We start from the raw sequence: 20,906 nt of genomic DNA, 5'->3' as shown, positions 1-20,906 counted from the left end.
GATGGCCGAGCCGGAGACTCTCGTTCTGGAGCTGCTTCGCGAGATGCGCGCCGACATTCGGAGCATTCGGGAGGAGCTGAGCGAGCTGCGGGAGGGCCAGCGCGGGATCAAGGAAGATATTCGAGGGCTGCGCGTCGTTCAGGACAGTCACACGCTGAAGCTCGACTTTCTGGAGGATCGCGGCGAAATGCTGCGCGAGTCGACGATGACTGCTCTTGGTTTCGCGGTCGACGCGAGCGAGCGGAAGAAGAAGATCGAGACGCAGATCGCCGATTTGCGCGAGCGCGTCGAGAGGTTGGAGAAGGCCAAGTGACCAGAATTCTCGTCGATGGCGTCGAGGTCGACGTTCCGGCCGAATATACGCTGCTGCAGGCCTGCGAGGAGGCCGGCGCCGAGGTGCCGCGCTTCTGCTTCCACGAGCGTCTGTCGATCGCCGGCAATTGCCGCATGTGTCTCGTCGAGGTGAAGGGCGGCCCGCCCAAGCCGCAGGCTTCCTGCGCCGTCGCCGTGAAGGATCTGCGTCCCGGCCCGGACGGCGCGCCGCCGGAAGTCTTCACCAAATCGCCCATGGTGAAGAAGGCGCGCGAAGGCGTGATGGAGTTTCTGCTCGTCAACCATCCGCTCGACTGTCCGATCTGCGATCAGGGCGGCGAATGCGACTTGCAGGATCAGGCGCTCGCCTTCGGCGGCGACAGCTCCCGCTATTCCGAGAACAAGCGCGCGGTCGAGGACAAATATATCGGGCCGCTCGTCAAGACGGCGATGAACCGCTGCATTCATTGCACACGCTGCGTGCGCTTCACGGCGGAGATCGCCGGCACCAGCGACATGGGCGCGATCGGCCGCGGCGAGGATATGGAGATCACCACCTATCTGCAGACGGCGATGACCTCCGAGCTGCAGGGCAATGTGACCGATCTCTGTCCCGTCGGCGCGCTGCTTCCCAAGCCGCAGAATTTCCGCGCGCGTCCGTGGGAATATCAGAAGACCGAGACGATCGACGTGCAGGACGCGCTGGGTTCCGCGATCCGCGTCGACGCGCGCGGCCGCGAGGTGATCCGCATCCTGCCGCGCCTCAACGAGGCGGTGAACGAGGAGTGGATCTCGGACAAGACCCGTCAGATCGTCGACGGCCTGAAGGCGCAGCGTCTCGACCGTCCCTATATTCGCGAGAACGGCCGCTTGCGCCCGGCCTCCTGGCAGGAGGCGCTCGCCGCCGTCGCCGCCAAGGCGAAGGCGACGCCGGCGGAAAAGATCGGCGCGCTGGTCGGCGATCTCGCCGCGCTCGAGGAAATCTTCGCGCTGAAGCTCCTCGTCGAGGGGCTGGGCAGCGTCCATCTCGACGCGCGCCAGGACGGGGCCAAGCTCGATCCGCGCTTCGGCCGCGCTTCTTATCTCTTCAACGCCACGATCGCGGGCGTCGATGAAGCGGATTCGCTGCTCGTCATCGGCTCCAATCCGCGCAAGGAAGCGCCCGTGCTCAATGCGCGCATCCGCAAGCGTTGGCTGAAGGGCGATTTTCCCATCTCGGTCATCGGCGAGAGGGCCGATCTCACTTACGGCTACGACTATCTCGGCGCCGGACCGGACGCGCTGGCGCGCTTCATCGAGAGCGCGCCGACCGGCGCGTCGAAGCGCATCGTGCTGATCGGGCAGGGCGCGCTGACGCGCGCCGACGGCCGCGCCATTCTGGCGCTCGCCGCCCAGGCCGCGAAGAAGCATGGCGGTCTCTCCGAGGGCTGGAACGGCTTCAGCGTGCTGCATACGGCGGCGTCGCGCGTCGGCGCGCTCGATCTCGGTTTCACGCCGGGGCAGGGCGGCCTCGAGGCGGCGGACATCGCCAAGGCCGGCGCGCTCGAGCTCGTCTTCAATCTCGGCGCGGACGAGATCGCGGTCGAGCCCGGCGCCTTCGTCGTCTATATCGGCACCCATGGCGACAAGGGCGCGCATCGCGCCGACGTCATCCTGCCGGGCGCGGCCTATACGGAAAAATTCGGGCTCTATGTGAATACGGAAGGCCGTGTGCAGGAGGCGCTGCGCGCCGCCTTCCCGCCGGGCGACGCGCGCGAGGATTGGGCGATCCTGCGCGCTCTCTCCGGCGCCCTCGGCGCGCCTCTGCCCTTCGATTCGCAAAAGCAGCTGCGCGCCAAGCTCGGCGAGGCGCATCCGCATCTTCTGCGGCTCGACCAGATCACGCCGGCCTCGGCCGCCGATCTCGAGGCGGTGGCGCTGCAGCCGGCGACGGCTTGGAAGGATGATTTCGTCCCCGCGATCGCCGATTTCTATCTCACCAATCCGATCGCGCGCGCCTCCGCCACAATGGCGGAATGTTCGGCGCTGACGCAGGGCCGTCTCAGCCGAGCGGCGGAATAGGAGCAAGGACGTGATCGACGGCTGGCTGCTGAACCTTCTCCTGATCATCGTGAAGAGCGTCGTTCTCACCGTCGCTCTGCTGATCTACCTCGCTTATGCGATCTACATCGACCGCAAGGTCTGGGCCGCCGTGCAGCTGCGCCGCGGTCCCAATGTCGTCGGACCCTGGGGCCTGCTCCAGAGCTTCGCCGACATGCTCAAATTCGTGCTCAAGGAGCCGGTGATCCCCGACACGGCGAACAAGGGCGTGTTTCTGCTCGCGCCCTTCGTCACGGCGATGCTCGCGGTCGCGGCCTGGGCGGTGATCCCGGTCGCCGACGGCTGGGCGGTCGCCGATCTCAATGTCGGCATTCTCTATATTTTCGCCATCTCCTCGCTCGGCGTCTATGGCATCATCATGGGCGGATGGGCGTCCAACTCGAAATATCCCTTCCTGTCGGCGCTGCGCTCGGCGGCGCAGATGGTGTCCTACGAGGTCTCGATCGGCTTCGTCATCATCACCGTTCTGCTCTGCGCCGGCTCGCTCAATCTCACCGAGATCGTGCGCGCGCAGGATACGCAATATGGAATTCTCGGCTGGTATTGGCTGCGCCTGCTGCCGATGTTCGTCATCTTCTTCATTTCGGCTCTGGCCGAGACGAACCGTCCGCCTTTCGATCTCGTCGAGGCGGAGTCGGAGCTCGTCGCGGGCTTCATGATCGAATATTCGGCGACGCCCTACATGCTGTTCATGCTCGGCGAATATGTCGCCATCCTGACCATGTGCGCGCTGCTGACGATCCTCTTCTTCGGCGGCTGGCTGCCGCCGGCGAATATCGCGCCGCTCACACTGGTGCCGGGCGCGGTGTGGTTCGTGTTGAAGGTGACCTTCTTCTTCTTCTTCTTCGCCATGGTGAAGGCCTTCGTGCCGCGCTATCGCTACGACCAGCTCATGCGGCTCGGCTGGAAGGTCTTCCTGCCCATCTCGCTCGTCATGGTCATCCTCGTCGCGGCCGTGCTGCAATTCGCCGGCTCGGCGGGCGCGAATTAAGGGAGTGACGTCATGAAGCTCGACCAAGCAGCGAAGTCGCTCTTTCTGACCGAGTTCATCGCCGCCTTCTTCCTGTCGATGCGCTACTTCTTCAAGCCGAAGGCGACGCTGAACTATCCGCATGAGAAGAACCCGATCTCCCCGCGCTTCCGCGGCGAGCATGCGCTGCGTCGCTATCCCAACGGCGAGGAGCGCTGCATCGCCTGCAAGCTCTGCGAAGCGATCTGCCCGGCGCAGGCGATCACCATCGAAGCGGGCCCGCGCCGCAATGACGGCACGCGCCGCACGACGCGCTACGACATCGACATGGTGAAATGCATCTATTGCGGCTTCTGTCAGGAGGCCTGCCCGGTGGACGCCATCGTCGAGGGCCCGAACCAGGAGTTCGCCGTCGAGACGCGCGAGGAGCTCTACTACAATAAGGAGCGCCTGCTCGAGAATGGCGCGCGCTGGGAGCGCGAGATCGCCCGCAACATCGCGCTCGACGCTCCCTATCGCTGAGAACGAACGAGAGCCAAACGCAACGAGACGCTCGAGAGAGGACGACAAAGTGGCTGTGGCATTCTTCTATCTTTTCTCGGCGGTGCTGATCGCATCGGCTTTCGCGGTGATCGTCTCGCGCAATCCGGTCCATTCGGTGCTCTATCTCATCCTCGCCTTCGTCAATGGCGCCGGGTTGTTCCTGCTCGCCGGGGCCGAATTCCTCGCCATGATCCTCGTCGTCGTCTATGTCGGCGCGGTCGCCGTGCTCTTCCTTTTCGTGGTGATGATGCTCGACGTCGACTTCGCCGAGCTGCGCCAGGGCTTCACCAAATATCTGCCGATCGGCGCGGCCGTCGGCGCGGTGGTGCTCGGCGAGCTCGGCCTCGTCGCGCTCGGCTGGCAGAGCGCGCCCGGCGCGAAGGAGGCGGCCGCCGCGCCCATCGCGGCGGGGGTCTCCAATACGGCGGCGCTCGGCCAGCTGCTCTACACCAAATATTTCCTGTTCTTCCAGGCTTCGGCCCTGGTGCTGCTCACCGCCATGATCGGCGCGATCGTGCTGACGCTGCATCACCGGCCCGGCGTCAAGCGGCAGAAGATCGAGGAGCAGAACGCGCGCACGCGCGACAATGTCATCGAGATCAAGAAAGTGCCCTCGCGGGCGGGCGTCTGAGGGAAAGCAGCAATGGTCGTCGGCCTCACCCATTATCTCGTCGTCGCGGCGATCCTGTTCACGCTCGGCGTCGCGGGCATCATCCTCAACCGCAAGAACATCATCATCATCTTGATGTCGGTCGAATTGATCCTGCTCTCGGTCAACATCAATCTCGTGGCCTTCTCGGCCTCGCTCGGCGATCTGACCGGACAGGTCTTCGCTTTGTTCATCCTCACGGTGGCGGCGGCGGAGGCGGCCATCGGCCTCGCCATTCTCGTCACCTATTTCCGCAACCGCGGCACCATCGCGGTCGAGGACATCAACTCTCTGAAGGGCTGAGCGCCGATGATCCAAGCAATCGTCTTCCTGCCGCTCATCGGCTTTCTCGTCGCGGGTATTCTCGGGGGGCGCATCGGCGCGCGCGGCTCCGAGCTCGTGACGACGACGCTTTTGTTCATCGCCTGCGGCTTCTCCTGGATCGTGTTTTTCGATGTGGGGCTCGGCCATGGCCACGCCAGCACGGCTGTGCTCGGCAATTGGTTCGCTTCGGGCAAGCTCAGCGTCGATTGGGCGCTGCGCGTCGACACGCTGACGGCGGTGATGCTGATCGTCGTCACCACCGTCTCGGCGCTCGTGCATTTCTATTCGATCGGCTATATGCATGAAGATCCGGACCGTCCGCGCTTCTTCGGCTATCTGTCGCTCTTCACCTTCGCCATGCTGACGCTGGTGACGGCCGACAATCTCGTCCAGATGTTCTTCGGCTGGGAGGGCGTCGGCCTCGCGTCCTACCTCCTCATCGGCTTCTGGTATCAGAAGCCTTCGGCCAACGCGGCCGCCATCAAGGCCTTCGTCGTCAACCGCGTCGGCGACTTCGGCTTCGCGCTCGGCATCTTCCTCGTCTTCCAGCTCACGCAGTCGGTCGGCTTCGAGCAGGTCTTCGCCGCCGTTCCCGGCATCGCCGGGCATAAGATCCATGTGTTCGGCGCCGATTTCGACGCGCTGACGCTCGCGACCTTCCTGCTGTTCACCGGCGCCATGGGCAAATCCGCGCAATTCCTGCTGCACACCTGGCTGCCGGACGCGATGGAGGGCCCGACGCCGGTCTCCGCGCTCATCCACGCCGCCACCATGGTGACTGCCGGCGTCTTCATGGTCGCGCGCCTGTCGCCGATCTTCGAATATGCGCCCGACACGCTCGCCTTCGTCACGCTCATCGGCGCGATCACCGCTTTTTTTGCGGCGACGATCGGCCTGGTGCAGAACGACATCAAGCGAGTCATCGCCTATTCGACCTGCTCGCAGCTCGGCTATATGTTCGTGGCCGAAGGCGTCGGCGCCTATTCGCTCGGCGTGTTCCACCTCTTCACCCACGCCTTCTTCAAGGCGCTGCTGTTCCTCGGCGCGGGCTCGGTCATCCATGCGATGCATCACGAGCAGGACATGCGCAACATGGGCGGGCTGTGGAACAAGATTCCCTTCACCTTCGCCATGATGACGATCGGGACTCTCGCGCTGACCGGCGTCGGTATTCCGGGGACGGAGCTCGGCTTCGCCGGCTTCTTCTCCAAGGACGCGATCATCGAGGCCGCCTTCGCCGCGGGCGAGCATCGCAGCGTCGCCTATCTGGCCTTCGTCTCGACTGTCGTCGCGGCGGGCCTTACTTCCTTCTATTCCTGGCGTCTCGTCTTCATGACTTTCTTCGGCAAGGCGAAGGAGGTTCATGGCGACGCCCATGCGGCCCATGACCACGACGATCACGCGCATGCTGACGCCCATGGCGACGATCATGCTCACGACTCGCATGGCCACGGCCATCATGCGCCGCACGAATCGCCGCTCGTCATGCTGATCCCGCTCGCCGTGCTAGCGGCAGGAGCGGTGGTCGCGGGCGCCGTGTTCATGGGAGACTTCGCCGGCCACGCCTATGACGAGTTCTGGAAGGGCGCGCTGTTCACCGGCCACGAGAACCACATTCTGCACGCGATGCATGAAATCCCGCATTGGGTCTCCTATGCCGCGACGGTGATGATGATCCTCGGCTTCCTCGTCGCGCTGTTCGTCTATCAGCTCGCGCCGGGCACGGCGCAGAAGATCGCTCAGGCCTTCCCGCGGCTCTATCGCTTCCTGCTCAACAAATGGTATTTCGACGAGCTCTATGACGCGATCTTCGTGCGGCCGGCCTTCGCGCTCGGAAGGCTGCTGTGGAAGGGCGGCGATGGCCGCATCATCGACGGGCTCGGCCCCGACGGCGTCGCCGCCCGCGTCGTCGACGGCGCGCGCCTCGCGGTGAAGCTTCAGACCGGCTATGTCTATCACTACGCCTTCGCCATGCTGATCGGCGTCGCGGCGGTCGTCACCTGGTTCGTCGCGGGAGGTCTGCGCTGATGTTCGGTTTCGGCATTCTCACGGGCCTGACCTTTCTGCCGCTCGTCGGCGCGGCCTTCATCCTCACCTTGAAAGGCGAGAGCGAGGCGACGCTGCGCAACGCCAAATGGGCGGCGCTGCTGACGACGATCGTCGTCTTCCTGCTCTCGCTGGTCGCCTGGGGTCGCTTCGACACGGCGAGCGCGGCTTTTCAGCTCGTCGAGCAGAAGGCGTGGTTCGGCTCCGGTCTCACCTACAAGCTCGGCGTCGACGGCTTCTCCATGCCCTTCGTCCTGCTGACGACCTTTCTGACGCCCTTCGCCATTCTCGCCTCCTGGGACTCGGTGAAGTTCCGGCTGAAGGAATATCTCGTCGCCTTCCTCGTGCTCGAGACGCTGATGATCGGCGTGTTCTGCGCGCTCGATCTCGTGCTCTTCTATCTCTTCTTCGAGGGCGGCCTCATTCCGATGTTCCTCATCATCGGCATTTGGGGCGGCAAAAGGCGCGTCTATGCGAGCTTCAAATTCTTCCTCTATACGCTCGCCGGCTCGCTGCTGATGCTGATCGCCATATTGGCGATCTATGGCAAGACCGGCACGACCGACATCGCCACTCTGCTCGAGACGCAGTTCCCGCCCGCCATGCAGACCTGGCTCTGGCTCGCCTTCTTCGCCTCCTTCGCGGTGAAGATGCCCATGTGGCCGGTCCATACCTGGCTGCCCGACGCCCATGTCGAGGCGCCGACCGCGGGCTCCGTGATCCTCGCCGCCATCCTGCTGAAAATGGGCGGCTATGGATTTATCCGCTTCTCGCTGCCCATGTTCCCGGACGCCTCGGCCGATTTCGCGGCGCTCGTCTATGCGCTCTCCGTCATCGCCGTCATCTACACCTCGCTCGTCGCGCTGGTGCAGGAGGACATAAAGAAGCTCATCGCCTATTCCTCGGTCGCGCATATGGGCTTCGTCACCATGGGACTGTTCACGCTGACGCCTCAGGGCGTGCAGGGCGCGATGTTCCTGATGATCTCGCACGGCTTCGTTTCCGGCGCGCTGTTCCTCTGCGTCGGCGTGATCTACGACCGCATGCACACGCGCGAGGTCGCGGCCTATGGCGGCCTCGTCAATCGTATGCCGCTCTACGCCGTCACCTTCATGATCTTCACCATGGCGAATGTCGGCCTGCCGGGGACCTCCGGCTTCGTCGGCGAATTCCTGACGCTCGCCGGCGCCTTCGTCGCCAACAGCTGGGTGGCGTTGTTCGCGACGTCGGGCGTCGTCCTGTCGGCGGCCTATGCGCTCTATCTCTATCGCCGCGTCGTGTTCGGTCCGCTCGACAAGCCGGCGCTGCAATCGATCGCCGATCTCTCGCCGCGCGAGCTGCTGATTTTCGCGCCGCTCATCGCGCTCACCATCTATTACGGCGTGCGGCCGGGGCCGATCCTCGAGGCGTCCGCGGCTTCCGTCGCCAATCTCCTGCAATCTCACACGGCCCTGGCCAATGCGGCGAAAATCGTCGCCCAGGCCGCTCAATGATCGGTCGCTGACGATGTCGTTCTCAACCGCGCTCGCGCATCACTTCCTGCCGGAAACCATCCTCGTCCTCGGCGTTCTGGCGCTGATCCTCATCGGCGCCTGGCGCGGCACGCGGGCCTACGGCCTCGTCAACGAGCTCGCCGCGGGGTTGATCGGCCTCGCCATTCTGGCGCTGTTCTTCGGCCAGACGTCGCAAGCCTCGCTGTTCGAAGGGGCCTTCGTCGACGACGCCTTCGCGCGTTTCATGAAGGTGCTGACGCTCATCGGCTCGCTGGTGACGATCTTGATGTCGCGCGACTATCTGCAGCGCGCGCGTCTCGGCAACTTCGAATTCCCGGCGCTCGTGCTGCTCTCGACGATCGGCATGTTGCTGCTCGTGTCCGCCGACAATCTCATCGCCCTCTATCTCGGCCTCGAGCTGATGTCGCTCGCGCTCTATGTGGCGGCCGCTTTCGATCGCGACGACGCCCGCGCCTCGGAAGCCGGCCTCAAATATTTCGTGCTCGGCGCTCTCTCCTCCGGCATGCTGCTCTACGGCGCCTCGCTGCTCTATGGCTTCGCCGGCACGATCTCCTTCGACGGCGTCGCCAAGTCCATCACCGGAGCGCCGCCGCTCGGCGTCATTTTCGGCCTCGTCTTCGTGCTCGCCGGTCTCGCCTTCAAAATGTCGGCGGCTCCCTTCCATATGTGGACGCCCGACGTCTATGAGGGCGCGCCGACGCCGGTCACCGCCTTTTTCGCCTCGGCGCCGAAAATGGCGGCCGTCGCGATCACCGCGCGCATCGTCGTCACCGCCTTTCCGGGCATTGTCGCGCAATGGCAGCAGATCGTGATCTTCATCGCCGTCGCCTCGATGCTGCTCGGCGCCTTCGCGGCGATCGGCCAGACGAACATCAAGCGACTGATGGCCTATTCCTCGATCGGCCATATGGGCTTCGCTCTGGTCGGGCTCGCGGCCGGCAATGAGGCGGGCGTGCGCGGCGTCGCCATCTATCTCGCCATCTATCTGGTGATGACGCTCGGCGCCTTCGCCGCCATTCTGCAGATGCGCGTCGAGGGCCGCCCGGTCGAGAAGATCGCCGATCTCTCAGGCCTCTCGCGCAACAATGGAACCGCGGCTTTCTTCCTGGCGATGCTGATGTTCTCGCTCGCCGGCGTGCCGCCGCTCGCCGGTTTCTTCGCGAAATACTACGTCTTCCTCGCGGCGGTGGACGCCGGTCTCTATGCGCTCGCCATACTCGGCGTTCTGGCGAGCGCGATCTCGGCTTTCTACTATCTGCGCGTCGTCAAGGTCATCTATTTCGACGATCCGGCTCCGGCCTTCGATCATTCGCCGCTGTCGCTGCGCGCGGTGCTCGCGGCGTCGACGCTGTTCCTCCTCGGCTTCTGGCTCTATCCGGCGCCGGTGGTGGAAGCAGCGACGGCCGCTGCGAAATCCCTGTTCTGATCCGCGGATGGGGCAAGTGAAGCTCGGGGAGCGCGCGCGCTCGCATGGCGTTCGTCTCGAGATTTACGACGAAATCGACTCGACGAACGACGAGGCCAAGCGCCGGGCGGAGGCGGGCGACATGGGGCCGTTGTGGGTCGTCGCCGCCCGCCAGACCAAAGGCCGCGGCCGGCTCGGACGCAGCTGGAGCTCGCTCGAAGGCAATCTCCATGCGAGCCTGCTGATCTTCGATTTCGGGCCGGCGGCTCTCGCGCCGCAACTCGGCTTCGTGGCCGGGCTCGCGACGATCGGCGCGCTGATCGAAGCGACTGGCGCGTCCGAACGTCTCGCGCTCAAATGGCCGAATGACGTGCTGCTCGATGGCGAAAAGCTCGCGGGCGTGCTGCTCGAGGGGACGCAGCCGGGCGGCCCGGGCGCGCCCTTCGGCTGCGTCATCGGCATAGGCGTGAATTGCGTCGCCGCGCCTGGCGATCTCGCTGCGCCGGCGAGCGATTTGTCGCGCCTCGGCGGCTCCGGCCTCGATGCTGGCGCGATCTTTGCTCTGCTTTCGGACAAAATGGTGGAGACGCTGGCGCTCTGGGCGGGCGGCTCCGGATTTGCGGCTTTGCGCGCGCGCTGGCTCTCCCATGCGGCGGGGCTCGGCGGCGCGATCGAGGCGCGGCTCGCGCGCGAGACCGTTTCAGGTATCTTCGAGACGATCGACGGCGACGGCCGCCTCATTATTTCGACCCGCAGCGGCCGTCGCGCCATCGAAGCGGGAGACATCTTCCTGCCGGCCCTCGCGGCGGCCCGGCCCGAGCCGGAGCGGCGTCAATGAATGAGGAGACCAACGAATTCGTCTTTGCGCCGCTCGGCGGCCTGGGCGAGATCGGCATGAACGCGGCGCTCTACGGCTTCGGCCCGCCGAAGGCGCGGCAATGGCTGATGGTCGATTGCGGCCTCGCCTTTCCCGGACCTGAGCTGCCGGGCGTCGATCTGCTGATGCCGGATGTGTCTTTCGTGGAGAAGATCCGCCGCGATCTCGTGGGGCTGGTCATCACCCATGCTCATGAGGACCACATCGGCGCTTTGTCCTTTTTGTGGCCGAAGCTGCGCTGCCCGGTCTACGCCACCCGTTTCGCGGCGGGGCTCCTCGAGGCGCGCCGGCTGCAGGAGCCCGGCGCGCCGGATGTGAAGGTCGTCACAGTGGCGACCGGCCAGCGCCTCGACATCGGTCCCTTCGATGTCGAATTCGTCGCCGTGGCCCATTCGATTCCCGAGGCCAATGCGCTGGCGATCCGCACGCCGCTCGGCCTCGCCATCCACACGGGCGATTGGAAGATCGATCCCGAGCCCGGCGTCGGCCATCGCATCGACGCCGCTCGGCTGCGGGCGCTCGGCGACGATGGCGTCGACGCGCTCATCTGCGATTCGACCAATATTCTGCGGGAGGGCGACAGTTTCTCCGAGAGCGACGTGGCGCAGACGTTGCGCCGGCTCGTCGGCGCGGCGACAGGGCGGGTGTTGGTGACGACATTCGCCTCCAATGTCGCCCGCATCCGCGCCGTCGCCGAAGCGGCGCAGGCGGCCGGCCGCAGCGTCGTCATCGCCGGCCGCGCCATGGAGCGGGTCATTCAGGTCTCGCGCGAATGCGGTTTTCTGGACGGCCTGCCACCCTTTCTGTCTCTGGACATGTTCTCGGCGCTGCCGCGCGGGAAAATCGTCGTGCTGGCGACGGGCAGCCAGGGCGAGCCGCGCGCGGCGATGGCGCGCGTCGCGGAGAAGGAGCACCCGGTCATCAAGCTGGCCGCGGGCGACACGGTGATCTTCTCGTCGCGCGCCATTCCCGGCAATACACGGGAGGTGCATCGGGTCGTCAACAAGCTCTGCGACCAGGGCGTCGAAGTGATCACGGATCACGACCATCTCGTCCATTGCTCCGGCCATCCTCGGCGGGGCGAGGTGGCCCAGCTCTATGATTGGGTGCGGCCGCGCATATCGGTGCCGGCGCATGGCGAGGGACATCATCTCTCCGTCCACGCCGCCTTCGCCAAGGCGCGCGGAGTGGAGCAGACGATCGGCGCGCGCAACGGCGATATCGTGCGCCTCTTCCCCGGCGATCCCGCCGTCGTCGGCAAGGCCCCGACCGGACGCCTTCTCAAGGACGGCGACGTGCTGATCTCCGAAACCGACGGCGCCGTGCGGGAGCGGGCGCGGCTCGGCTTCGCGGGCGTCGTCTCTCTGGCGCTCGCCATCGACAAGCGCGGCGATCTCGTCGGCGATCCCGATGTGCTGATGTCGGGCCTGCCGAAAAAGGGCCGCGACGGCGAGGATATGGGCGAGGTGGTGGATGACGCCATCTTCCGCACCTTCGACAATCTCCCGCGTCAAAAGCGGCGGGATGTCGACGCCGCGGCGACCGCGGTCGAGCGCGCCGTGCGGGCGAGCGTCAACGCCGTCTGGGGCAAGAAGCCACAGGTTCACGTATTGATCATCGAGGCGTGATGACGCATCTAGAGCAGATTCGATCCTTTTGGATCGAATCTGCTCTAGGGTCTTTCCGTGTTTCGACGCGTTTCCGGACGCCGAACCGGCGTCCACTTCGGCTGGAAACGCTCTAATTCGTCGTTTGGAGCGAATTCTGGTCGCTCGAACGATTCCGTTCGAGCGGAAAGCGCTCTAGGTTTCTGGAAAGAGTTCAGGAAAACGTCATGATCGGACGCTTGAATCATGTGGCGATCGCCGTCTCGGACCTCGCGGCGGCGACGGCGACCTATAGAAACACGCTGGGCGCGAAGGTCTCCGAGCCCGAGGCCATTCCCGAGCATGGCGTCACGGTCGTCTTCGTCGAGCTCCCCAACACCAAGATCGAGCTGCTGGAGCCGCTCGGCGAAGCCTCCCCGATCGCCGGCTTCGTCGCGAAGAATCCGTCGGGCGGCATTCACCACCTCTGCTACGAGGTCGACGATATTTTGACGGCGCGCGACCGGCTGAAGGCCTCCGGCGCGCGCGTGCTGGGCGACGGCGAGCCGAAGATCGGCGCGCATGGCAAGCCGGTGCTGTTCCTGCATCCGAAGGATTTCAACGGGGCCCTGGTCGAGCTCGAGCAGGCCTGACCTTCGGCCGCGGACGGCATGATCTCGAGGAGCGTGGACATTGCCATTCCAGACGCCGCTCGCCATTGCGATCTATCTCACCATCTGGTGGATCGTGCTGTTCGCGATCCTGCCCTTCGGCGTTCGCTCCTCGGAAGAGGAGGGCGACACGCCGACGGGCGGCGATCCAGGCGCGCCCGTTGCGCCGAAGCTCTGGATCAAAGCCGTCGTCACGACATTCGTTTCCACGATCCTGTTCGCGCTCTTCGTGCTTTATGTGAAGTGGATGGGATAGAGGAACGATCCTGCCGAGGCGGGGTTGACCGGTGGGTCGGCAACTTGTAGGGGTCCAACGCCAGGGTCGTGACGATCCGCCGGGCGCAGCCCTGCGGCGAATTGCGACTTTCGAGCGAGCGCGTAGCTCAGTCGGTAGAGCATCTGACTTTTAATCAGAGGGTCATGGGTTCGAGTCCCATCGCGCTCACCAAGGAAATCAATAGCTCATTCTGCTATTGGCAAGGCGGGGGCCAGAGTCTAGCGCCTCGTGTCGCCATGGGTGTGGAAATCGCCGCCTCGACCCGTCTCGGCCGTTGGTGAGCTGGCGCGGCGAAGGCATTCGTCCAAGCCACTGGACAGCTCGGCGTGATTCTCTTCGACTGCGCGACGCAGTCCTTCTTACGGCTATGGAGTTTATTGCGCTCGATGCGAGCGCCAGATGAAAGCGCAACCATATTACGGATTGTTAACCGTGTCTGGCTCGTTCTTTTGTCCGAAAGCGCCGCGATGGCGGGCTCGCCCGTCCGATACAACGCCCCCCCCCGACTCCTTCTCCGCTTCCCGCCTATCCCATTGGCGAACAGTTGCGTGAGCGCGGGCGAAAAGACGACGTGACCGGCTCCGTTGGCGGGCGATCATATAGTGGCCGAACATTCGCGCCGATGGTCAGCAAAGATGGCGTCGTGGCGCCGCACCCCTTTGCCCCTCCGCCGAGCTGGACGGGATTCTATGTCGGCGCGATCCTCGGAACCGGGTGGGCGAAATTCCGGCTTTCCGATAAATGGTCGAATTTCGATGGCGTCGGCATGTTCGGCGCGAGTGTCGGCGCGACGGCCGGCTTCGACTATCAATTCGCGCCGTCGATCGTCGCGGGGATCGCCGTCGACGGCAATGTCAACTCTACTGCGGCGAAGGCGAGCTCTTCCGGCGAAACGACGTTCAGAGAGGCCCCCTCTTGGGCGTTGCGCGGGAGGCTCGGTACTCTCATGTCAGACGACACGCTCGTTTATGTCACGGCCGGCGTCTCGGAAGTGTTCACCAGTTTGAGCCTCCCGAACAATGCGCCGGGCGGCGGCGATGCGCGATACGTCGGCGGCGTGTTCGGAGCGGGTGTCGAGACTCGATTGGCGAGCGATCTCTATGGCCGGGTCGAATATCTCCATGGCGTTTATAGCAAGCGAAGCTTCGACGGCGGCCTCTATGACGCTCGGCCGGACACTGGAATCGCGCGCGTCGCTCTAATCTTCAGGCCGTCCGAGTTGGACGGGCGAGACACGCCGTTCGCCTCCACTGGCGTGAGGACGTCGCTGTTGCGTGAGTGCTGGACCGGCGCACATATCGGCGCTCATGGCGGCGTGGCCTGGGCCAGCACGAAGCTTTCCGCCCCGAACGGTTCGGCCGATGGCGTCGGCGGCGTGGGCGGCGGCGGGGGCGTGCTGCTCGGTTACGATTATCAATATGGCCGGTCGGTCTTCGGCCTCGAAATCGACGGCGGCGCGGGCGGCGCGAAATCGACCGCGAGCAGCGCGTTTCCGCTGTTCTGCGCCAGCGCGCTAATCGCCTACGATTGGGATTATTCCATCCGGGCGCGCGCGGGCCGCTTGTTCGGCGATACGCTCTTGTTCGGAACGGCAGGATGGACGCAGACCTATGGGCGTCTCGCGACGGCGGGTTTTTTCGGTATCGGCGCGTCGCACGCTTTCGCCGGCTTTCAGCTCGGCGGCGGCATGGAAACGATGCTGACAGAGCACGTCGGCGCTCGCCTCGAATATCTCCACAGCTTCTATGACAAATACGCCGCCGTGCTCGGATCGGCGATCGATGCGCGGCCGACAACCGGAAAGTCCCGCGCGGCCGTCATCTATAAATTCTGACGGCGCGCACGAGTTTGGCTGGCGTTGTCATGTCGTGACGCAGAGCGCACGCTACGCCAGTGTGGCGACGGCGCGTCTATCGCGCGATGGGCGATCTCGTCAGAAGAGTCTTTCCCTATTTCATTGGACAATTAGATCAGTCTCCGATCCAGAAGGATCGGAGACTGATCTAACTGGCCGTCGCCAATTCCGGCTCCCGAGACGCCTCGTTATTGGCGAGGAACCAGCGGTAGGCTCCTGCAATTCCATCTTCGAGCGATATCTCGGGCGCCCATCCGAGCGCTCGCAGGCGACTGGAGTCCATGATTTTGCGAGGCGTTCCATCTGGCTTCGCGGTGTCGAAGACGAGACGACCGACATAGCCGACGGCGCGCTGAACGGTCTCCGCCAATTCGCGAATGGAGATTTCCGAGCCCGCCCCACAATTGATGTGCTCGTATCCGTCGTAATTGTCGAGACAGAAGACGACGCCGCGCGCGAGATCGTCGACATGCAGGAATTCGCGAAGCGGCGTTCCCGTACCCCATACCACGACCTCCGAGCGTCCCATCTTCTTCGCTTCATGAAACTTGCGAATGAGGGCGGGAAGCACATGGCTCGTCTGAAGATCGAAATTATCGTTCGGGCCATAGAGGTTGCAAGGCATCACCGAAATATAGCGGCGGTTATATTGCTTTCGATAGGCTTGGCAGAGCTTGATGCCGGCGATCTTGGCGACGGCATACCATTCGTTGGTCGGCTCCAGAGGCCCGGTGAGAAGCGCATCCTCTCGAATGGGCTGCGGCGCGAACTTCGGATAGATGCAGGACGAGCCAAGGAAAACGAGCCGGTCCACATCGGCGGCGTGGGCGGAATGAATGATGTTCGTCTCGATCGCCAGATTGTCGTAGATGAAATCGGCTGGATAAGTATCGTTGGCGTAGATGCCGCCGACTTTCGCCGCCGCAAAGAGGATCGCGTCGGGCCTATTCTGCTTCAGCCAGACTTCGACCGCGATCTGGTTGCGAAGATCGACGACGGAACGATCCGCCTTGAGGACGTGATCGCCGCGCGCTTCGAGATATCGCGTCAGCGCCGATCCGACCATGCCCCGATGTCCGGCCACCCAAATTCGGCGATTGCTCATGTGCAAGAACCACTTCAAAGAAACGACGCTACGGCCCGCGCTATTACGTGGCCGGCGCCATGAATAATACAGATCTATTGCACAGCGCAATCGAAAACCGAGTGTTGCGAGCGACGTCCGCGCGACTCGGTCAATGCGCCGAGCGACTGGTCCGTAACGGTGAACGCCGCGCGGGCTGCATGCGACCGATGGCGTGTTGCGAATCGATCGCGGAACGTCGGGGCGCGTCGCGCCGGCCGCCGATACGAAAGACGGGGCTTTGCGGCGCCGTTAGACCGACGCTGCTTTGCGCCGATGCGGTAAACGCGAGTCGCCGGCCGTCGTCAGAGGCTTGCTTTAACGAAAAGTTTAGATAAAATTACTCGAGTTATATTTTTGGGGTTGATGAGTATGGGGTTGGATTTTTGCGACGTGCGGGATGTCGCCTGGCCGCGCCGATCGACGCGCAAGTCGACTAGAGTTTCTCCGTATAATTTCGCCGCTGGATTCCTGGTGTTCGACACAGTCGCGATCGTCGCGGTCGGGTTCGCATGTGTCGGCCTTGTCGGGCCGACGAGTCCGGCGTCCGCCTGGTCCCTGCCGGAATGGCAGATTTGGGCGATGATTTTCGTCGCTGTCCTGCAACTCGGATTGGCGCATATCTTCGAGGTCTATCGAATATCGACCGTCTTGGACCGCCGACATGTGCTGCGGCGCGCTTTCTTGTCTTTCATGTGCGCTTTCGCTTTCATGATCTGCATCGCCGCGGCGACGAAATCCGCGGAGAGCTATTCCCGGCTCTGGTTCTTCACCTGGGCTGGGATCTGCGTCATCCTCGCCGTCGCCGTGCGGGGAGTGGTGTTGACGCGCTTGCGGCGGTCGCTCGCCGAGAGAGCGTTCGTCTATCGCGCTCTGTCGGTCGGCGTATTCTGCGAGCCGCTGCGTCCGCGCGAGATCGAGCGCCAGACCCGCGATGAGGAGTTCGTCGTCGGACAAGCCGAATTCGACGATCTGGGGGAGCTCGCCGAATTATCGGACCGGATCGTTCAGGATGAGATCGACCATGTGTATCTCGCGGCTCCTTGGGACAAAATTCCAACGGTTCTGCGCAATCTCGATCTGCTACGGCATCTGTCGGCCCGAGTGTTCGTTCTGCCCGCCGATCGTCGCATTCTCAACAATGTTGTCGGCGTCGCCAAATTCGGCGGTCGCGTCTCCTTCTGCGGCATGGAAGAGCCGATTCACGGTTGGAGCCTATGGTTCAAGCGGCTCGAGGACCTTATTCTCGCGAGCTGCGCTCTGGTCCTTCTCGCGCCTTTGATGGCGCTGACGGCTCTCGCGATCAAGATCGACACGCAAGGTCCGGTCTTCTTCCGGCAAAGTCGCGTCGGCTTCAATGGCCGAATATTCGAGTTGTGGAAGTTCCGCTCCATGTTCGTCGAGAAAACCGATCCGCACGCTTCGATTCAAACCAGCCGAGCCGATCCGAGAGTGACGCGCGTCGGGCGCTGGATCCGGCGTCTGAGCATCGATGAGTTGCCTCAATTGTTCAATGTGATCCAGGGCGACATGTCGATCGTCGGCCCGCGTCCGCACGCTTTGTCGACGAAGACCGAGGGTCGAAATCTCGAGGAGCTCGTCGACTACTATGCCGTGCGCCACAGGGTGAAGCCGGGAATGACGGGCTGGGCGCAGGTTCATGGGTTTCGCGGCGAGCTCGACACTCTGGACAAGCTCCGGAACCGGGTGGATTACGATCTCTATTACATCTATAATTGGACGTTGTGGCTGGACGTCGGCATCATATTTCGAACCATGACGATGGTGCTTCACGATTCTCGAGCATATTGACCGTCAGAGGCGCACGGCCGGTGCGATAATGCGCCGCGACCTGCGGCGGCGCGAGGGCGGCGGGCTCTGGAGCCGTCTCGGCGCCGGTCAGAATTCTCTGATCGAATCCTTGATGACCACGACGCCGACCGCCTTGTCGGCGTCCATGCCGCTCGACAGTCGATGCGGACCGAGATGGTCTTTGCTGTCGGGATATCGGTTCAGCATCACCAGCTCGATCATCGGCGCGCCGCAATCATAGAGACTGTCCTCCTCGCCATGGACCATGACGCGCGCCGCGGCGGGAAGCTTTTGTAGCTCCTCGATCAGATCGCCGACCGTCTTCGGGCGATTTCGGGTGAATTCGGGCGCATCGGCCAATTCCGCTCTCCTCTCGCGCTTACGCCGCCGTCGTCTGCGGCGTCGAGCGGCTCATGCAAGAAACGGGGCGCGTGCGATCCCGCGGGTTTCGGCGCAGGACGCTCGCGCGATGAAAAAAGGCCGCCCTTTCAATGGGCGGCAAGGGCCTTCACCGTCGCGTTCGAGGCCGGCTGTGTATTGAAGCATTGGCGCGCGACGATATCTGTGATTCTGGCGCTCTGCCGAAGTCCGGCCAGGCGTCGGGAATGACGGCATTGTTTCCGCTCGTCGACTTCCACATTCAGCCGAGCCGGCGCATCGACGCGGCCCGATCGCCAGCGACGATCCGTATCGCGCGATCTGCCGAACGACACGATCGAATCCGAGAGACGAGGAGACAGGCACATGGGGTCCGGCGACGAGATCAGCGAAGTTCGCGAAGCGGTCGGCGTGTTCGACACCGCCGAGACGCTCCAGGAGGCGATCGACGATTTGCAGGTGTCCGGCTTCGACCTCGCGGACATAAGCCTGATGGCGAGCGAACATGCGGTCGAGGAAAAGCTCGGTCATGTCTACCGTAAGGCCGCGGATCTCGAGGATAATGTCGATGTTCCCCGCGCGGCCTACATCTCGCCAGAGTCGATAGGCGAGGCCCAGGGCGCGCTGGTCGGCGGTCTCGGCTATATCGGCGCGATCGGCGCCGCCGGGCTCATTTTCGCCAGCGGGGGGACGATGGCGGCCGCGCTCGCCGCCGCGGCGATCGCCGGCGGCGGCGGCGGCCTCATCGGCGCCTTGTTCGCCAAGTTGATCGGCGAACATCATGCGCAATATCTGCAAGAACAACTCGATCGCGGCGGGATTTTGCTTTGGGCGCGCACGCGGGACGAAGTTCATGAGAAGCGCGCCGTCGCGATACTCACGAAGCATTCCGGCCGCGATGTGCATGTCCACGGCGTGCCCGACGCGCCGACGTGACGGCGTTCTGCGCTCGACAAACGCTCGCGTCTTCGGCCGACTGGGGTTTTGCTTCGAAATATCGGCGCCATGGAGCTTGCCTGCGCGCTTTGTCGGCGTCGCGAGCTTGACGGCGTCTCGAAAAAGTCGGATTTAAGCAAAGGTACGGACATCGATTGGAAACTTTGCGGCTTGCACGTCGGGACTCGGGTCGGTGAAAGAGAAAAAAATCAGCGCGCTGGCCCTTGCTGCCTGGGTCCTGTTCGGGACGGCGGGCGCCTCGGCGCAATCCGAGCCGAATGCCGAGCTCGAGCGTCTGGCCGCTCATGTCCGGACCCATCCGAGCGATTACGAGCAGACCTACGCCTATATTCGGCTCGCGACCGAGTTGCATGACGAAGCGGCGATCGGCGCGCTCGAGCGGCTTCTCATGTACAATCCCGAACTCGGGCGCGCGCGCGAACAGCTGGGCTTCCTCTACGCCCGGATCGGAGCTTACCAGAGCGCCGTGTTCAATCTGCGCGCCGCGCTGAAATCGCCCGATCTCGACGCCGCGCAGAAGGCGCGGATCGAGGCGCAGCTTCCCGATCTGGAGATGCAGACGAAAGCCAGCCGCTTTTCGGGGAGCCTGCAGATCGGCGTGAGGACGCAGTCCAACGCGGCCTATTTGCCCTCGAGCGGTCTCTATGATGTCGGCGGCGTGCAGACGCTGGGCGGGGTGACGGGACGTCAATCCGACGCCAACACATTCGAGCATGCGCAGATCACGCATGACTATGATCTTCAGAACCAGCGCGGCGATGTGATCGAAACGCGAGGACTGGCCTATGCGACGCAGCAATTCGCGCTGCCGCAATATAATGTCGCTTTGTTCTCCGTCTCGGTCGGGCCGCGCCTGGGCCTCGCGGAAATCGCCCCCGGCCTCACGGTGAAACCCTATGTCGCCGGCTCGGCTTCGCTCGTCGGCAATCTGAACTATCTCAACACCGGCAGCGCCGGCGTCAGCCTGAGACAGACCTTCGGCGGCCGGCTGGTGTTGGAGCCGGGCTTCGAATGGACGCGGCTCTGGGTCAATTCGGCTTCGTCGCCCGGAAGCAACACGCAAACGGTGGCGACGATCGCGACCGGCGACGTGTTCACCGGCTCGCTCGGCGGCAGTCTGCGCATTTTCGACAATATCCGGCTCGAAGGACGCGCCGCCTTCTCGCGCGCCGAGGCCTATGTCGCGACGCAGGCGACGAGTCAATTCGATGTGCAGGCGATGTTGCGCGTGGAGGTCGATCCTCCGCTCGCCGAGATGCCGCGGCGCTGGACCATCGCGCCTTATGCGCGCTTCACGCAGATCGCTTTCGACATCGCTAATCCCGTGCTCGACCCTTTCCGCGCGAGGCGCGACGACGCCTGGGTCTATGGCCTCGCGCTGGACGCGCCCATCACGGCGCAATTGGGAGTTTCGGGCCATCTCGAATTCCTGCGCAACGATTCGAATATTTCGAGCTTCAAAATGCAGAACGTCTCTTTGACGTTCGGGCCGACCGCGAGGTTCTAG

Annotated in this window: 19 protein-coding genes and 1 tRNA gene; 18 read left to right on the top strand and 2 right to left on the bottom strand. The window is 63.9% G+C overall.

All coding sequences use genetic code 11. The features are described from left to right. Window position 1 precedes the first annotated feature (1 nt). The 15 genes from Mspo_RS04675 (at window position 2) to Mspo_RS04605 (ending at window position 15,108) form a co-directional block, all read left to right on the top strand. Window positions 2–313: a hypothetical protein gene (locus Mspo_RS04675; RefSeq protein WP_159727298.1), complete on the top strand. Its 312-nt coding sequence runs from the start codon at window positions 2–4 to the stop codon at window positions 311–313. Next, a complete protein-coding gene (gene nuoG / locus Mspo_RS04670) occupies window positions 310–2,373 on the top strand; it encodes an NADH-quinone oxidoreductase subunit NuoG (protein WP_159727296.1) in 2,064 nt (687 codons plus the stop codon). Before Mspo_RS04675 ends, nuoG begins: the two co-directional genes overlap by 4 nt. A 10-nt stretch (window positions 2,374–2,383) precedes the next feature. Continuing rightward, entirely contained in the window at window positions 2,384–3,403 is a 1,020-nt protein-coding gene (gene nuoH / locus Mspo_RS04665) for an NADH-quinone oxidoreductase subunit NuoH (protein WP_159727294.1), read from the top strand. A gap of 12 nt (window positions 3,404–3,415) precedes the next feature. After that, window positions 3,416–3,904 (top strand): NADH-quinone oxidoreductase subunit NuoI, encoded by a 489-nt coding sequence (gene nuoI, locus Mspo_RS04660; protein WP_024879553.1) that lies wholly within the window; start codon window positions 3,416–3,418, stop codon window positions 3,902–3,904. Between the two features lie 49 nt (window positions 3,905–3,953). Then, window positions 3,954–4,556, top strand: a complete 603-nt coding sequence (locus Mspo_RS04655) for an NADH-quinone oxidoreductase subunit J (RefSeq protein ID WP_159727292.1) — start codon at window positions 3,954–3,956, stop codon at window positions 4,554–4,556. 12 nt (window positions 4,557–4,568) lie between these two features. After that, window positions 4,569–4,877, top strand: a complete 309-nt coding sequence (gene nuoK / locus Mspo_RS04650) for an NADH-quinone oxidoreductase subunit NuoK (protein ID WP_159727290.1) — start codon at window positions 4,569–4,571, stop codon at window positions 4,875–4,877. 6 nt (window positions 4,878–4,883) lie between these two features. Continuing rightward, window positions 4,884–6,926: an NADH-quinone oxidoreductase subunit L gene (nuoL, locus tag Mspo_RS04645; protein ID WP_159727288.1), complete on the top strand. Its 2,043-nt coding sequence runs from the start codon at window positions 4,884–4,886 to the stop codon at window positions 6,924–6,926. Further along, complete coding sequence (locus Mspo_RS04640; RefSeq protein WP_159727286.1) at window positions 6,926–8,437, top strand: NADH-quinone oxidoreductase subunit M; 1,512 nt, start codon at window positions 6,926–6,928, stop codon at window positions 8,435–8,437. The genes nuoL and Mspo_RS04640 overlap by 1 nt, the downstream gene beginning before the upstream one ends. Before the next feature lie 13 nt (window positions 8,438–8,450). Further along, window positions 8,451–9,884 (top strand): NADH-quinone oxidoreductase subunit NuoN, encoded by a 1,434-nt coding sequence (gene nuoN, locus Mspo_RS04635; RefSeq protein ID WP_159727284.1) that lies wholly within the window; start codon window positions 8,451–8,453, stop codon window positions 9,882–9,884. A 7-nt stretch (window positions 9,885–9,891) separates the two neighbouring features. After that, window positions 9,892–10,701 carry a biotin--[acetyl-CoA-carboxylase] ligase gene (locus tag Mspo_RS04630; RefSeq protein WP_159727282.1) on the top strand — a complete coding sequence of 270 codons (810 nt, stop codon included), beginning with the start codon at window positions 9,892–9,894 and terminating at the stop codon, window positions 10,699–10,701. Next, window positions 10,698–12,368 carry a ribonuclease J gene (locus Mspo_RS04625; RefSeq protein ID WP_159727280.1) on the top strand — a complete coding sequence of 557 codons (1,671 nt, stop codon included), beginning with the start codon at window positions 10,698–10,700 and terminating at the stop codon, window positions 12,366–12,368. Before Mspo_RS04630 ends, Mspo_RS04625 begins: the two co-directional genes overlap by 4 nt. Window positions 12,369–12,574: 206 nt before the next feature. Next, window positions 12,575–12,979 carry a methylmalonyl-CoA epimerase gene (mce, locus tag Mspo_RS04620; protein WP_159727278.1) on the top strand — a complete coding sequence of 135 codons (405 nt, stop codon included), beginning with the start codon at window positions 12,575–12,577 and terminating at the stop codon, window positions 12,977–12,979. 40 nt (window positions 12,980–13,019) lie between these two features. Continuing rightward, complete coding sequence (locus Mspo_RS04615) at window positions 13,020–13,253, top strand: DUF1467 family protein (RefSeq protein WP_159727276.1); 234 nt, start codon at window positions 13,020–13,022, stop codon at window positions 13,251–13,253. A 116-nt stretch (window positions 13,254–13,369) separates the two neighbouring features. Next, a tRNA-Lys gene (locus Mspo_RS04610) sits at window positions 13,370–13,445 on the top strand. Window positions 13,446–13,896: 451 nt separating this feature from the next. Continuing rightward, complete coding sequence (locus tag Mspo_RS04605; RefSeq protein ID WP_159727274.1) at window positions 13,897–15,108, top strand: outer membrane protein; 1,212 nt, start codon at window positions 13,897–13,899, stop codon at window positions 15,106–15,108. A 169-nt stretch (window positions 15,109–15,277) separates the two neighbouring features. Here Mspo_RS04605 and Mspo_RS04600 read toward each other — a convergent pair whose 3' ends face one another. After that, window positions 15,278–16,234 carry a GDP-L-fucose synthase gene (locus tag Mspo_RS04600; RefSeq protein ID WP_159727272.1) on the bottom strand — a complete coding sequence of 319 codons (957 nt, stop codon included), beginning with the start codon at window positions 16,232–16,234 and terminating at the stop codon, window positions 15,278–15,280. A gap of 492 nt (window positions 16,235–16,726) precedes the next feature. Here Mspo_RS04600 and Mspo_RS04595 point away from each other — a divergent pair, with 492 nt between their 5' ends. Continuing rightward, window positions 16,727–18,064, top strand: a complete 1,338-nt coding sequence (locus Mspo_RS04595) for an exopolysaccharide biosynthesis polyprenyl glycosylphosphotransferase (protein WP_244613133.1) — start codon at window positions 16,727–16,729, stop codon at window positions 18,062–18,064. Window positions 18,065–18,151: 87 nt separating this feature from the next. Here Mspo_RS04595 and Mspo_RS04590 read toward each other — a convergent pair whose 3' ends face one another. Further along, complete coding sequence (locus Mspo_RS04590) at window positions 18,152–18,424, bottom strand: hypothetical protein (protein WP_159727270.1); 273 nt, start codon at window positions 18,422–18,424, stop codon at window positions 18,152–18,154. A 384-nt stretch (window positions 18,425–18,808) separates the two neighbouring features. Here Mspo_RS04590 and Mspo_RS04585 point away from each other — a divergent pair, with 384 nt between their 5' ends. Both Mspo_RS04585 and Mspo_RS04580 read left to right on the top strand, forming a co-directional pair. Next, window positions 18,809–19,378, top strand: coding sequence for a hypothetical protein (locus tag Mspo_RS04585; protein ID WP_159727268.1), 570 nt, complete (start codon window positions 18,809–18,811; stop codon window positions 19,376–19,378). Between the two features lie 193 nt (window positions 19,379–19,571). Beyond that, complete coding sequence (locus tag Mspo_RS04580; RefSeq protein ID WP_159727266.1) at window positions 19,572–20,906, top strand: tetratricopeptide repeat protein; 1,335 nt, start codon at window positions 19,572–19,574, stop codon at window positions 20,904–20,906.

It is taken from the genome of Methylosinus sp. Ce-a6 (genome assembly GCF_009811655.1).
Lineage (GTDB): Bacteria > Pseudomonadota > Alphaproteobacteria > Rhizobiales > Beijerinckiaceae > Methylosinus.
Note: the sequence above shows the minus strand (reverse complement) of the source record. Positions and strands in the feature narration are given on the sequence as shown.

What these genes read in the sequence shown, in the direction of transcription:
- nuoI (WP_024879553.1), top strand. Translation starts at nt 3,416, where the DNA reads ATGAAGCTCGACCAAGCAGCGAAGTCGCTCTTTCTGACCGAGTTCATC.
- Mspo_RS04675 (WP_159727298.1), top strand. Translation starts at nt 2, where the DNA reads ATGGCCGAGCCGGAGACTCTCGTTCTGGAGCTGCTTCGCGAGATGCGC.
- Mspo_RS04585 (WP_159727268.1), top strand. Translation starts at nt 18,809, where the DNA reads ATGGGGTCCGGCGACGAGATCAGCGAAGTTCGCGAAGCGGTCGGCGTG.
- Mspo_RS04630 (WP_159727282.1), top strand. Translation starts at nt 9,892, where the DNA reads ATGGGGCAAGTGAAGCTCGGGGAGCGCGCGCGCTCGCATGGCGTTCGT.
- nuoN (WP_159727284.1), top strand. Translation starts at nt 8,451, where the DNA reads ATGTCGTTCTCAACCGCGCTCGCGCATCACTTCCTGCCGGAAACCATC.
- Mspo_RS04625 (WP_159727280.1), top strand. Translation starts at nt 10,698, where the DNA reads ATGAATGAGGAGACCAACGAATTCGTCTTTGCGCCGCTCGGCGGCCTG.
- nuoK (WP_159727290.1), top strand. Translation starts at nt 4,569, where the DNA reads ATGGTCGTCGGCCTCACCCATTATCTCGTCGTCGCGGCGATCCTGTTC.
- Mspo_RS04605 (WP_159727274.1), top strand. Translation starts at nt 13,897, where the DNA reads ATGGTCAGCAAAGATGGCGTCGTGGCGCCGCACCCCTTTGCCCCTCCG.
- nuoL (WP_159727288.1), top strand. Translation starts at nt 4,884, where the DNA reads ATGATCCAAGCAATCGTCTTCCTGCCGCTCATCGGCTTTCTCGTCGCG.
- mce (WP_159727278.1), top strand. Translation starts at nt 12,575, where the DNA reads ATGATCGGACGCTTGAATCATGTGGCGATCGCCGTCTCGGACCTCGCG.
- Mspo_RS04640 (WP_159727286.1), top strand. Translation starts at nt 6,926, where the DNA reads ATGTTCGGTTTCGGCATTCTCACGGGCCTGACCTTTCTGCCGCTCGTC.
- Mspo_RS04600 (WP_159727272.1), bottom strand. Translation starts at nt 16,234, where the DNA reads ATGAGCAATCGCCGAATTTGGGTGGCCGGACATCGGGGCATGGTCGGA.